Here is a 13596-nt window from a genome sequence, read left to right as displayed (position 1 = left end):
CGGGCTGTCGACGTCACGCCGGAAGGTGACCCTGGTCCGCCAGCCGGCGTACGCCGTCGTCGTCATGCCGGTGGGCGGTGTGGCCGGCACGGGTGAAGCGCAGCGTGACCGCCCGGCCGGGGTGCGCGGCGGCGAGCCGCAGCAGGCCCGGCTCCGGGTCCGGCACCGGCGCGCAGGGGCTCGTGCCGGGCACCGGCAGCGGCACGTCCGGGTCGGCCGGCACCAGCCCGGCCAGGTCGTCGGCGAGGTGGACGAGGCAGTCCTCCAGGGCCGCCGCCAGGCTGGGTCGGGTCGGCAGGTCGTCCGGGTGCACCGGGGCGTCCCGGGGGCGCAGCTCCACGGCCCAGTATCGACCGTCGGCCCGTAGCGGATGCCCGGCGTGCTGCCGCAGGTCGAGGAGGCTGACGTGCAGCGCCAGGTCCAGGCCGACCACCAGCCGGACCAGCTCGGCCAGCGGGGGCACGTCGGGTCGTAGCGCGGTGACGACGAGCCGGCCGGCGGGCAGCCCCCGACCCACCGCACGGAGGTACTCCCCCACCGGGTCGGCACCCGGCCAGGGCAGCGTGACGCACCCGTCGCGCAGCTCACGGGGGATGGCGTGGCCGCCGTCGGCCTCCGCCAGGTCCTCCGGGCGTACGCCGAACACGCGCGCCCAGGCGCCCAGCCGGTACCGCTCGGGAAGCCGCACCACCGGCCGCCCGCCGGGGGTGGTGGTGACCTCGCAGGTCACCTCCGGGGTGCCGGCGTGCCAGGTCAGGTGCACCACCCGGTGCCGCAGGTCGGTGATGGTGACCAGCACGCTGCGGCGCAGCCGCCGGTTGCCGCCGCAGGTGGCGCAGCGCAGCGCGGACCGCCGTCGGCCGGTCCCGCGGCAGCGGTCGCAGTCGGTGGCCGGGCGACCGCCGGCCACGCACCGGCAGGCCCGGGTCAAGCTCTCCGCCCGGCAGTCCGGGCAGGGGCCGCCGGGCACGACCTCACCGAGGTACGCCGGGTCGGGTGGCTCGACGACCCGGTACAGCGTCGGCTGGTCGCGTGGACCGTCGGGGCGGGCGGGAGCGCGTAGGCCCGAGTGCCACCAGTGGCCGTCCCGCCGGGTGGCCTGCGCGCCCGGCCGGTCGGTGCCCTCAACCGGCGCGACCAGCTCGGCGCGGACGCGCCGCTCCAGCCGGCGGACCGGATCGTCGACGTGCCCGGCGGGCGGCACCGGGGTCAGCGGCCCGCCCGGCCTCGGGCGCGGCGACCCATCGGACGGCACCGGACCCATCGGCCCGCCGGGCGGCGCACCCGGGAACGCCAGACCCGCTTCGAGCAGCCGGGCCGGCGCGGTCAGTCCCCGCTCGGCGAGACCGGTCAGGGCGTCCGGCACGTCGGTGCGGACCAACGCGGTCGCCAGGTCGGGGCTCCCGACGAACGGACCGGCCGGAACAGGCGAGCCGGGAACCTCGTACCGGACGGCCCAGCGGAGGGTGTCGCCGTGCCGACGCACCTCCACCACCAGGTCGACCAGGAGCAGGTCGGCGAGGCGGCAGAGCCGGGCCAGCCGGGCGGCCGGGTCCACCGGGGGCACGGCGGCCGGTCCGCCCAGCCAGAGCCGCCACGGCTGGCGGCGTGCCGCGTCGGCGAGGGCGTCCGCCAGGTGGGCGTGCCGGTCGGCGGCGGGCAGGTCGGGCCGCCACTGCGGCGGCAGGCGCACCAGCAGCGGGTCGGGGTCGAGCGCGGCGGCGACGGTGGCGGCCAGCTCGCGTACCCGGGGCGTCAGGTCGGCCACCCAGCCACCCGCCGGGTCCGGGCGGGGGTCCAGGTCGGCGGGCGTCACCCGGTGCGAGGCGACCGCGCCGGTGTCCCGGTTGGCGACGGTGAGCAGGATCTGGGCCCGGCGGCGACCCCGCCAGTGGCAGCGCGGGCAACCGCTGCCGGCACACTCCGGGCAGCCGGCCACATCGCCGGCCGGGGCGGTCCCGCTCATCGGGGCCTCTTCGGTGAGCAGGGTCCGTCGTGGTCGACCCGGCGCACGCAGCGGCGGCGGTCGGCCAGGGGCAGGTCACAGAAGACCCGATGCCGTACGCCCTGCTCGTCCTCGAAGCTGACGGTGACCTCGGCGGCGTCCACCTCGGACAGGAAGCTCACCGAGCGGGCCAGGGTGCCGGCGAACTGCCGGGCGGCGGGCAGGTCGGTGGCGGTGAACGGCAGGTGCGCCACGAACCGTTCGCTCACCGGGCACCCGCCATTGATCCGCGCTGGGCCATCTCGGTCTGCCACTGCCGCAGGGCCTCCCTGACCCGGTCGGCCTCGGCGTGGGCACGGGCCACCTCGGCGTAGCAGGCGGCCAGGTCGTCGGCGACCCGGTCGAGGAAGATCCGCACCTCGGCCGCGTCCACCCCGTGCCGGCCGCGCGGGGTGAACAGCCGGTCGCGCACCTGCCAGGGCCGCAGCGGTCCGGCCGCCCGACTCCGGTACGCGGTCCCGCGCCCGCTGGGAGCCTCCGAGCGGACCGGTTCTCGCTGGGATTCCCACCGAATGCCAATCGCGCGGCGACCAATTTCGACAGCTCGACGGAGAAATGCGCGCACGGGGCGACCCGCTCCTTTCCGTAATCGCGAAGACGACCTATACCCGCAGGTCAGGACGTCAGAGAAGTGGACGCGGCGGCCGGAACCGGGGGAAGCGGAGACCGCCGCGCCACGGCCATCCTGCGGCCCTGACCAGCACTGGCGCAACATTTTCCGGCCCCGATTCTTGACTTATTTATGCCCAACAGTTAGGTATTCCAGAGGCGGTGTTCCGGATGTTAAAAAAACGGATGGAGGCGTGATCGTTGGCCGAAGACATGGGTTCGACGGTGCCGCGACGGCAGCTCGGTCGGGCGCTGCGACAGTTGCGCACCGAGGCGGGGGTCACCCTGGACGCGGCGGCCGAGGCACTGGAGTGCAGCCGGCAGAAGGTGTGGCGGATCGAGAGCGGCCTCGGGTCGGTGCGCTCGGTGGACGTCCGGGCGATGTGCCAGCTCTACGACGCCACCCCGGAGCTGACCGGTGCACTGGCTGCCCTGGCGAGCGAGACGAAGGCAAGAGGCTGGTGGCACGCCTACGGCGACGCCATACCGGAGTGGTTCGAGCTGTACGTGGGCCTGGAACAGGCAGCCCACCGGCTCAGGTTCTTCTACGACGCGATGATTCCGGGACTTCTGCAAACGAGGGAGTACGCCCACGCCGTATACCAGCACCGATCCGAGGTCGGTGACGACGAGCGGGAACGGCTGGTTGAGGTGCGACTACAGCGGCAAGCGCTCCTGAGCCGCCGTTTGCCGCCGGCTCCTCGATGCGCGGTCGTTCTCTCCGAGGCAGCGCTACTGCGGGTCGTAGGTAGCAGCGCAACGATGGCGAGCCAGCTCCGGCACCTGCTCGCGCTCAGCGAACGACCGAACGTCTCGATCCGCGTGCTGCCGCTTACGGCTGGGCTCCATCGTGGCGTCGAAGCTGGCACGTTCGTGATGCTGGAGTTCCCGCCAGGCACCCGGACAACACCCGAACCGCCAGTTGTCTACAGCGAGTCGTGGACCGGTGCGCTGTACCTCGACCGGCCCCAGGAATTCGCCGCATATGAGAAGGTCTGGATGAGCATCGATGAACTCGCTTTCGACCAGGGACAATCGAGGCGGCTGATCGACAAGATCGTTGGGGAGGTACACCATGGCTGATCTGACCGGTGCCCGGTGGCGCAAGAGCACCCGCAGCGGCAGCAACGGCGGCGAGTGCATCGAGGTGGCTGACAACCTGCCCGGCCTCGTCGCCGTACGCGACAGCAAGGACCCGGCAGGCCCGGCCCTCACCTTCACCCCCACCGCCTGGACCACCTTCGTGCGGGCCACGAGAACCACCCACTGACGCCCGCGCAGTACGAACGCCCCGGCCCGCCCGGGGCGTTCACGCGTCCTGGCCCGCTGCTCGTCGCGCAAACCATGGGGCCTGAGACGGGGCAGCAAGCGGCACCTACGACTTTCTTCGATCGGACCAATACTGGTAGCAGGCGGTCTGCTCAGTCCCTGCGTCTCCGATGAAGGCATCCCCTGGCTCACGCGTGTCACCGCGGGTTACCAACGCAGCAAGCGATGGTTCATCGTGATCAAAGCAGTCCTGCGACAGCACATCAAGAAGATCACCAAGCTGGCGGTAGTGGTACCGCTGGTCGATGGCAATCGAAAGCTCTTTGTAGGTGATCGTCTGGCCGCGAAGAGCAACGGAGATCAGGACGCCCCGCATGATGGGCAGCGTCTCCTGCATAAGCTCGGTGAAGTGGACCGTTCGCCTCCTCCACTGGCTGTCGACCCGCTGACCGACCGCGTAGGCAAAATGCCCAGTTCTTCCCACAACCCGTCCCCTCTGCTCACCCTGCCAAGGTGGTTAGCGCTGTAGCTTCCTGTCGCCCTGTTCGAGCCTGTCAGTCCTCACCGGCTACGCATTCGACGATGGACCGGGGCACGACGAAGCCCTCTGCCTTGCCGGGCCGGAGATAGTGGGCGCGCAAGGCCGGTTCGAGCCCTCCAGGCAGGTCGCCCGTCTCCTCAAGGGTGCGCATCGCGTTGATGATCGGCCGAGTGAACCCGACCAGGAGCCGTTCGTCCGGGTACTCGCCGAGTTCGTAGATCCGGCGACGAGGGATGAAGCCCTTCGGGTCCCGCGCCGCCTCCCGGAGCACATCGACCCGCAGCGGATAGTTCCACTCGTCAAGTCGGGTCAGCAGCGTCTCGAACAGTTCGCGGGTCCACGGCAGCGGTCCTTCGGGCTCGGGTTCCTCGGCCATACGCTCGGTGGTGTCGAGCGTGCTCTCGCTGACCTCGACTTTGAACGCCTCGGCCGCCAACTCCAGGAAGTCCTGCGGCAACGCCATAAAGAAGCCGACGCCAGCCCGGTCGGCCATCTCCTTGATCAGCTCGACCCGCGGCCCGATGGGCTCCCGAGCAGCATCGAGCCGCCACCAGTCCTCCTTGCGGTCACGGGTGACGAAGAGGAGATCCTTGCGCTCGGCTGCGGCGTACGCGATCAGTTGCTCCCAGATCAGGTAGTCGCCGGTGCCCTCCTCCTGCTGATCCGCCTTCTCCGCGTCCAGGTAGCCGGGCGGCAGTCGACGCGCGAACCGCTCCCGACCGACGGCGACCAGCTCCGCGAACCGCTCGGGGGTGAAGGGCTCGCCGGCGCGACCGTCGAACAACGCTTCGAGCCGCGCCAGCACGGGATCCTCCTTGAGATCCCGAAGCGCGTCACGAAGGTTGAGCCCGCTCCCACCCTGCTCGACGCGAGCGATCACCTGCCGGAAAGCGGCATCCAGCAACGTATGCAGCTCTGCGGCCTCGCTGCCGGACATCGTCCGGTTACCCCAGGCGGAAATCTCACCCGCCGCCTTCTTGCGGGCCTCCCGAAGGCCACCCACCGAGTTCGTGGCGATGACCTCCCGCATGACCTCGTCCCGGTTGCGCCAGAACTCCGTCAGCACCTGCGCGGGCAAGAACAGCGCGCCGGCCACCGCCTCCAGCGCGGAGAAGATCTGGTTCCGGGGCTCCCGCGCGTACCGGTACAGGTCGAGGAGCACGTTCGTGTCCAAAGCCACGATGCCCGAACGGAGCACCCGGTCCAGGTCTGCGACCCGCGCACTGCGGTAACCCTCGAAGCCGTCGAAGAAACCGCGCAGCTTCCCGGCGCTCGGCACGTCACCCATGCTCCTACGCACGGTCGCGGCCTTCGACGGCAAGGCCCCGCAGCGTCAGCAGGGTCGCCCGGTCGGCACCGAGCTGCGACAGCTCGGCGTCAACAAGGTCCGTGAAGAACTGCGCCGGGGAGCCGGGGAAGTCGGGGCGTTCGTCGGCGTACCACTGGTGCAGCCACGGCTCCAGCTCGTTGATCCCGGCGAGGATCGGCAGTAGCCGCTCCGCCGGCCAGGCCGCCTGGAGCTTCCGGTCGAGGTAGACGGTCGCCAGCGCCTGGGCCTGCGCGAGGTGGTCCCACCCGGCCCACCCGAGCAGTTCCGTGCCGTCGCTGTCGCGGCCCGCCTTTGGGTACGAGATGAAGCGCTCCTTCGGCACGTCGAGCTTGCCCCGCGCCCGCCAGTACGACGGCTTGGCGAAGTCGGCCGAGGTGTACTTCGGCGGGACCTTGATGTCCACGCTCTCGCCCGCGTCCTCCAGGCGCTGCTGCGCCCAGGTGCGCTCCCACTGCACCCGCTTGCGCAGCCCGGACGGCTTGTAGCGGTAGGCGGGCAGGTAGGGGACGTGCTCCTCAGCGACAAGCTTGGCGAGCGTCTTGGTCAGGTCGTAGTCGTCCCGCCCGACCCACAGCTCCAGCACCGAACGGAAATCCTCGTCGTGGCGCACCTTGTCGGCGAGCTGCGCCACGGACTGCGGCGTCGGCCGGTCACCCCACAGCTCGGGAGCCTCCAGCCGGTCGAGCAGCCACTCCCGCAGCGCCTTCGCCTGCATGGCGTCCCAGCCCTCGGTGGCCCATCGCCGCTTGCACTCCGGCCGCTCGATCAGCGCGATGTTGCGATCCGACTCGATGACCTCGATCCGCCGCTCCACCAGCCTTCGGTACTCCTCCGGCCAGTGCGCCGGCAGCTCCGTGATCGGCGTCGACCCGTGCCGCGCGAACCACTGCGTCTCCACCTCGCCGGCCGCCATCTTCCGCGCCAGCACAATCTCGAACGCGCGCTCCCCCAGCTTCAGCTCCGGCGGCTCGGCACAGGTCAGGTCCTCATCCAGCAGCCCATAAAGCCGATAGACCTCCCAGTCCAACTCCTCCTGCACGGCAATCATCTGCGCGCGGGTCGAGTGGTAATCGACGCACACTAGATTCATCCGTTCACGGCCCGGTACAGCAGCGACCGCTGCGGGCGTCAGACTGGCGAGTTGCTGCGCCAGCGAGTCGAGTAGCCGCGCTCGCCCGAATGGATAGACCTCGGGCAGCGGAAAATCTTGAAGCTTGGTCCCAGTAAACTCATACCTTGGCTCCCAATCTTCGTCGCCAATCCCACCACCAATTCCACCATTCCCCTTGTTGTGGCTAACCTGTTTCAGCCAAAAGCAGGCGGTTGAACTGTTCAAGTAACCAAGGAGTCGTAGATGATCATCTTCACTCGCCTCCTCCGGCAACTTAATGACCGGCGCAGACTGCTTAAAAACCTTCCCCCCTCGGTCCAACACGAAGTGGTTATGCGTCGCCACAAAAGCAAAGGCAATTGAAGAGCCAACACGATAGCGTTTGGGGAAGAACATACTGTGATCCCACCAGCGCAGCCCACGCTCCTCCGGGGTGCTGCCGAAATCCAGCCTGGATCGTAGCCACGCGCGCGTCAGCCAGTAGTAACCCTCCTCCTTGCTCGAAAGGGGACGCGGATTACCGGCTTCGTCATAGGGAAACATGGTCACGGTCGGCGCTGTCAGATTAAAATCCCGGACGTCTTCGCCGAGAACTACCGGCACAACCGCCTCGGCCAATCCTCGCGTCGCCGCCGAGGTAGCAGGCAGGTAAAACGCCTCGTCCAGTCCAGTATGGGTCGTGCGGCCGATAACCTCGATCTCAGAATCCAGTCGCCGCCGGCCAAGGCTTAGGGCGGAGTGCAATTCGCCAGCACCACCGCCGGACAGGCTCCACGGATAGGCGTTCAGGCGAGACCTATCGGTGTCATGAACGCTCACCCACTCAGAGCCAGACCCCTGGGAATCGATGTTGGCTACAATCGATGACCACACCATCCCCTCTGCAGGTATGGCCGGCTGCGACGGTTCTCCTCGGATACCGAGGACCGCGCGGATGGTCGCGTGGCGACGCCGGTCCTTGGCGCGACCAACGAGAATTACGGTCGGTGTGCCATGACCTGGAATGTAGGCACCGGAAGTATCGATGACTTCAGTCAGTTCAACCTGGTAGGCGAAGTAATCCTCAATTAGCTTCCTGCCGAACTCACGCTTCATGAAAGCGTTGCCGGTAATCTGGCCGACGTGACCAGCTCCCTCGCCGTTCTCGTCCGACCTTCTCGCCAGATCAAAAAAGCGCTTGGCGAAAGGCACCGTAAGCGCGTACTGCCGATGGCAGACCTCGGGGTAGATGCTTCGGTAGAGCTGATTGCGGGCCTGGTCTGCGACGGTGATGTAGGGCGGGTTGCCGACCACCACCGTGTACTGTCCCTCTTCGAGGTAATGGCCAAGCACATCGGCATCCTCGGTTGCGTACGCAAAGGCGTCACGCCCCTCAAGCTGCGCCATCAGATCACCCTGGTGCCGGGACGTCCGTCCCCAGTGCAACAGTGAGTCGCCCGTCGCCACCCGTACCGGCCAACCCGGCGTGCGTTCGAGCGACGTCAGCCCGCACTCCTTCATTCCGGCGATGAGCAGCCGGAAGCGGGCGATCGCCACCGCGAACGGGTTGATGTCCACGCCCGTCACCTGGCCGAGTGCGCGCTCCACCAGTACTCGGATGTCGGTGGCCGGTTCGCGCTTCTTCCATAGGTTCACCAGGCGCTTGAACGCGCCCAGCAGGAAGTGGCCGGAGCCGCAGGTCGGGTCGATGACGGAGGTTTCCGACAGGCCGAACTCCTTGACCGCCGGTTCGAAGGTCCGGTCGAGGATGAACTCCTCCACGAACTCCGGGGTCTGGAGCAGCGCGTAAGTCTTCTTCGCGTGCGTGGACAGGTCCTGGTAGAGGTCGCCCAGGAAGCGGGTGTCCAGGTCGTCCTTGCGCAGTGACACCAGCCCGGGGCCGCGCCGGAAGAAGTCGGAGAGCTTCTCGGCGGCCTCGCCGCTGATCGGGAAGCGCCACACCGGGTTGTGCTCGTCGAAGATCTTGCCAGTCGCCTTGAGCGTGCGCAGGTAGCCGAACGCCTCGCGCAGCCACTCCCGGTCGTGGTGCCGGGGGTTCTCGATCAGGTGCTGCTGGCGGTTCGCCAACGCCCGCTCGACGGGGGCGGTCGGCTCGGGGCCGCCGATCCAGAGCGGCTCGACCAGGTTGTTGTCCTCGCAGAAGCGGACGAAGACGCAGCCCAGCACCCAGGCCACCGCCGCCTGGTCGAGGATGTCCTCCAGCCAGGTCTCGAAGGCGCCGGCGGTCCGTTTGGCCTCCGTGGCCGCACCGTGCTCCTTCTCCAGCGAGGAGTGCAGCTCCGAGTCCCGGTAGACCTGACCGCGCAGGTCGTCGGTGAGGGCGGTGACCTGGCCTTGCAGCGCCTTCAGCGCGATCATCGAGCGGTGTTCCTTCCGGGGGTGGTGGCGGGGGTGGCGGCGTCGATCCACTCCTCGGGCAGCCACAGCGACTGGCTGGCCGGCGAGGTGAGGGGGAGCTGCTGGCCGTCGAGGGACACCGATCCGGCGCTGCGGACCGGCACGAGCAGCAGTCGGGCGGCCGGGCGGGGTCGGGTCGGGTCGGCCAGCTCCTGGATCAGCCGGAGCTGTTGGTAGCGGACCAGCGGGGCGGCCTCGGTGATCAGCACCGGCCGGTCGGTCCCGGCGAGGGTCTGCTCGATGGTCGGCATCACCTCGTGCTGCACCAGCTCGACAAGGGAGCGGAAATCCGGGTCGGTGGGTGAGCCGTTGTCGGCGGCGACGATCGACTCCCAGGGGAAGCCGAGCGAGCGGAGCCGGTCGAGCAGGATCGCGGTGACGTCCACCTCGACCGGGTCGAGCCGCTCCAGCAGCGCCCGGCGGGCGGCGGCGGGCCGGCGGATCGAGGTGAGCACCACCAGGAAGCCGCGCCGGTCGATCGTCTGGTGGAGCCGGGCGGTGGTCCGGGCGGCGGCGTCCGGGGCGAGGATCGGCGCGACCGTGCTGACCATCCGGGTGCCGGTGACCGAGGACGTCCGGTCCGGCGGGGTGTACCGGCTGTTCGGCGCGTCCCACACCAGCGGGATGTCGCGCAGCAGGGCGTCCAGCGCCGGCCGGGGCGGCAGCTCCTCGGCGCGCGGAAAGCGGGTGCGCACCCGGGCGCGTACCGTGTCGGCGTCAAGGGTCTGGCCGACCAGCGCGCCCGCGGCGAGGCGGAGCGCGCGCCCGGCGGGCATCCCCACCGGGTAGAGCTGGCCCTGCGCGTTGACCGCGACGCCACCGCCGCTGCCGGCGGCGGCGAGCTGCAGCAGCCGGGCGTCGCTGAGCGCGGGCATGCCGGCCGGCGGCGGCTCCAGGGCCCGCAGCTCGTCGACGGCCCGGCCCCGGCTGGGCAGCGGGTCCGCCGCCGCCAGCGCGCCGGCCCGCCTCCCCAACCGCGTCACGTACGCGAGGAGGTCCGCCGCGCTGCCCTCGGCGGTCGGGTCGTCCGGCTCCCGGCCGATCAGGACGGTTTCGGTGCCGCGCAGCCGGTGCATGGCGATCCGGGCGTCGCCGCCCCGCGCCAGTTCGGTCTCCACGGCGGCCCGGACCAGGCCGATCGCCTGCGCGGTGCGTTTCGGCTCGGGAGTGTAGGAGCCGCGCGCGGCGATGAGGGCCTCGGCGATCTCCTCGGCGGACATCACCCCGCCGCGCCCGTCGAGCAGGACCACGATCTCGTCGCGGACCAGGGTCAGGGCCGGGTGGGGCTGCCAGTCCCGGTCGACCGCGCGCCGGATCGCGCGGAACAGCTCCGGCTGGCTCTTGCCGACCGCCCGTGCCGCGTCCGCCTGGGAGGGCCAGCGCAGGTAGTCGCCGTCGCCGGTGGCGGCCTGACCGAGCAGCACCTGCAGGGCGGTGCGGTGCCAGGTGGCGCGGCCGGTCGGGGCGGGCAGCAGGGTGGCGCAGAGCGCCTCGATCCCCTGCGCCTGCGGGGCTGTGGTCGGGCCGGGCGGCGCGGTGCCGGTGGCGTCGAGCAGGTCGCGCAGCTCGCGGGTGCGGGCCAGGATCTCCTTGCGGGTGGCATCCGGGACGCCCCTGGCCCGGGTGAGCGCGGAGGGTTCGGCGTCGAGCAGTTCGCCGACGGTGGTGATGCCGAGCCGTTCCAGGGCGGAGCGGGCGCGGGCGGTCAGCTCGGTGCCCTCCAACGGCGAGGTCCGGCCGAGCGGCGCGGGACTGCCGGTGTCGTCGGTGACCGCCGCCGGTTCCGGGATCTCCCGGAAGATGGCCCGCCACGCGTCGGTCATCTCGTCGAGGGTGTCGAAGCGGGCGGCGGTGTCCCGGGCGAGGGCCTTGGCGAAGAAGGCCACCAGCCGGTCCGCGACGGCCGGGTCGAAGGCGGCCGGGTCGAGGGTGACCTCGACGCTGACCGTGGCCGGGTTGGCCCCGTCACCCCACCTCGGCAGCGCGCCGGTGGCCATCTCGTAGAGGGTGACGGCGACGGCGAACCGTTCGGCGGCGGCGTCGTAGCGCAGCCGGCGCGGCGGCCCGAGGAACGGGTCCAGGTAGCCGGTGGTGCCCGCGCGGAGCTGGTCGGCGGGGACGGACGCCAGGGAGAAGTCGAAGATGCAGAGGTGCGGCTGCTTGTCCTTCGGCCGGGGGCGGGAGGCGAGGTTCGCGGGTTTGATGTCGCGGTGCCAGACGCCCTGACCGTCGAGGAAGGCGACGATCTCCAGCAGGTCCCGGCCGTAGCGTTCCAGCAGGTCCAGGGCGAGCCGGCCGCCGCGCAGCTCCTCGGCGAGGGTGCGTTCGCCGGCGTTCTCCAGCAGTAGGGCGGTGCGGCGGCCGACCTTCACCGGGCCACGGGCCAGCGCGGCCACCCGGGAGTCGCGGAGCTTGTCGACGGTACGCGCCTCGGCGGCGAAGCGGTCGGCGTACTGTTCGTCCCGGGCCACCTTGAGCACAAGCTCGCGCCGCCCCTCCGGGGTGTCCTCGGCGACCAGCAGGGCGATGGCGGTCGCCCCGCTGCCCAGGTTGCGCAGCACCTGCAGGCCACCGTCGAGCACGTCGCCCCGGTGGGCGTGCAGGGGGTCGACCACCGGCTCCGGCTCCGGCGCGGTCAGCTCCTCCCACACCGCGTCGAGCCATTGGAGGAACTCGCCGACCCGCTTCATCCGCTGGGCCGGATCACCCCGGGTCGCGTCGTAGATGGCCTGGACGAGGTACTGCGGCATGCCGTCGGCGACCGCGGCGAGTTGCAGGCCGCCGTCGGCGACCGCGACGACCAGTTCCTCGGCGGAGGCCGCCGGCTCCACCCCGGAGAAGATCCGGTACGCGAGCGCGCCGAGTGAGAAGAGATCGAGCTGGTGGCCGGGGAGGCTGTCGAGGGTGGCCGCCTCGGGGGCCTGGTAGCGGCGGACCGCGTCGTCGAAGAAGAGTTCCAGGCTGGCCGGGTCGGTGGCCGCGCCGAGCGAGGTGAGCCGGGTGCCGGGGATCCGGCCGCCGGTCTGCCAGTCGGTGACCACCAGGGTCGGGCGGGCGCTCTCCGGGTCACAGACGTAGACGGCCCGGGGGTTGAGGGAGCGGTGCGAGAGCCGCCGGGAATGCGCGTGGTCGACGATCTCGGCGAGATCCTGGACGAGTTGCAGCCGCTGGGCCAGTTGCAGCTTGCCGTCCCGCTCGCCGAGCCACTGGTCGAGGCGTACCCAGTCCTTGTGGTGGTCGAAGACGACCGCCGGCCCCCACGGGTGCTCGACCAGGTCGAGCGCGCGGGCGATGCCCGGGTGGTGGATGCCCTGCAGCAGGCGGAACTCCCGCTCGGCGGCGTGCCGGATCGCCGGTACGTCCTCCTCGGCGGCCCGGCTGGTCAGGTAGAACCTGACCCGGCGCAGTTGGGTGGGGTCGACGGTGTGGTCGGCGAGGAAGTCCTGCCAGCCGTTGCCCTCGGCGAAGGGACGCTGGTGCAGTTGCAACTGGTTGACCCGGCGGTCGGCCACCGAGGGGCGGATCTTCGCGCCTTTGACCAGCTCGACGATCTGCCGGCCCCGGACGGCGTCGACGTGGTGCCGGACGTCCGTGGGCGGGGCGAGGAGCATCCGCTTGAGGCTGTCGAGCCGGCCGGGGTTGCCGTCGAGGCCGTAGACGTGCTGGCGGCCGATGTCGTCCAGTTCGGAGCGGATGGTGCGGGCGTGCAGGAAGACCGCCGCGTGGACGAACGGGATCTTCGCGGTGGGCGGGGCGTACTGCTGGATGACGCTGCGCAGCCGCTTGGCCTTGCGGTTGGCGAGGATCAGCGGGCTGTCCTCCACCCGGACACGCCCGCTGGGGAGCCTGCGGCGCCACTGCTGGCCGTCCCCGGCGATGCTGCCCTGCCAGTGCTTCAGCTCGATGACGTAGAGACCGCTTCGGGTGAGCACCAGCGCGTCGACCTCGTTGATCGAGCCGTCGGTGCCGACGAACTCCACGTTCGCCCAGACGTGGTACGGCTCCGCGTCCGGCAGGTACGACGCCAGTTCGCGCAGGCCCTCCTGCTCGTGCTGGAACGCACTCGGGTTGATCTGCTCCCAGCGCGGTGAGTCCTCACGCATGTCGCACCGTGCGCCCCCGCGCGATCATTCGCACCACTCCCCGGTTGTCAAGCCGCCCTACGATCCCGTGCACGGTACCGGCCACTGTGGAAGGACGCCAGGGTCGACATTCCGTCAGCCAAGCGACAATGCCGTCCCGGCTCGCCGGGATACCCTCGACGTCACGCCTGAACTGCGGAGATGGCGGAACGGCCGGAGCTGGACGCCACCCGTCGCCGGGGTGTCCGGCGA

9 protein-coding genes are annotated in these 13596 nt (G+C 70.7%); 2 read left to right on the top strand and 7 right to left on the bottom strand.

Going from position 1 to position 13596, the window contains the following annotated elements; all coding sequences use genetic code 11:
* Positions 1-13: 13 nt before the first annotated feature.
* Genes GA0074694_RS14310 through GA0074694_RS32905 form a run of 3 tightly spaced genes read right to left on the bottom strand, consistent with a single transcriptional unit; the run spans position 14 to position 2519 of the window.
* Complete coding sequence (locus GA0074694_RS14310; protein ID WP_091458188.1) at positions 14-1966, bottom strand: hypothetical protein; 1953 nt, start codon at positions 1964-1966, stop codon at positions 14-16.
* On the bottom strand, positions 1963-2214 hold the full coding sequence (locus GA0074694_RS14305) for a hypothetical protein (RefSeq protein WP_091458186.1): 252 nt from the start codon (positions 2212-2214) through the stop codon (positions 1963-1965). The genes GA0074694_RS14310 and GA0074694_RS14305 overlap by 4 nt, the downstream gene beginning before the upstream one ends.
* On the bottom strand, positions 2211-2519 hold the full coding sequence (locus GA0074694_RS32905; RefSeq protein ID WP_091459167.1) for a DivIVA domain-containing protein: 309 nt from the start codon (positions 2517-2519) through the stop codon (positions 2211-2213). The genes GA0074694_RS14305 and GA0074694_RS32905 overlap by 4 nt, the downstream gene beginning before the upstream one ends.
* A gap of 296 nt (positions 2520-2815) precedes the next feature.
* Here GA0074694_RS32905 and GA0074694_RS14295 point away from each other — a divergent pair, with 296 nt between their 5' ends.
* Both GA0074694_RS14295 and GA0074694_RS14290 read left to right on the top strand, forming a co-directional pair.
* Positions 2816-3697 carry a helix-turn-helix domain-containing protein gene (locus GA0074694_RS14295; RefSeq protein ID WP_091458184.1) on the top strand — a complete coding sequence of 294 codons (882 nt, stop codon included), beginning with the start codon at positions 2816-2818 and terminating at the stop codon, positions 3695-3697.
* Positions 3690-3884, top strand: a complete 195-nt coding sequence (locus GA0074694_RS14290) for a DUF397 domain-containing protein (RefSeq protein ID WP_091458182.1) — start codon at positions 3690-3692, stop codon at positions 3882-3884. Before GA0074694_RS14295 ends, GA0074694_RS14290 begins: the two co-directional genes overlap by 8 nt.
* 105 nt (positions 3885-3989) lie before the next feature.
* Here the strand turns inward: GA0074694_RS14290 and GA0074694_RS14285 are convergent, their stop codons facing one another.
* The 4 genes from GA0074694_RS14285 to pglW form a co-directional block, all read right to left on the bottom strand.
* Positions 3990-4280 (bottom strand): hypothetical protein, encoded by a 291-nt coding sequence (locus GA0074694_RS14285; RefSeq protein ID WP_141714112.1) that lies wholly within the window; start codon positions 4278-4280, stop codon positions 3990-3992.
* Between the two features lie 157 nt (positions 4281-4437).
* Positions 4438-5712: a PIN-like domain-containing protein gene (locus GA0074694_RS14280; protein WP_091458178.1), complete on the bottom strand. Its 1275-nt coding sequence runs from the start codon at positions 5710-5712 to the stop codon at positions 4438-4440.
* A gap of 4 nt (positions 5713-5716) precedes the next feature.
* Positions 5717-9223 (bottom strand): BREX-2 system adenine-specific DNA-methyltransferase PglX, encoded by a 3507-nt coding sequence (gene pglX / locus GA0074694_RS14275; RefSeq protein ID WP_091458176.1) that lies wholly within the window; start codon positions 9221-9223, stop codon positions 5717-5719.
* Entirely contained in the window at positions 9220-13365 is a 4146-nt protein-coding gene (gene pglW / locus GA0074694_RS14270; RefSeq protein ID WP_091458174.1) for a BREX system serine/threonine kinase PglW, read from the bottom strand. Before pglW ends, pglX begins: the two co-directional genes overlap by 4 nt.
* Positions 13366-13596: the final 231 nt, after the last annotated feature.

It is taken from the genome of Micromonospora inyonensis (assembly GCF_900091415.1).
GTDB classification, from domain to species: Bacteria; Actinomycetota; Actinomycetes; order Mycobacteriales; family Micromonosporaceae; genus Micromonospora; species Micromonospora inyonensis.
This window is presented reverse-complemented; position numbering and strand designations above follow the sequence as displayed.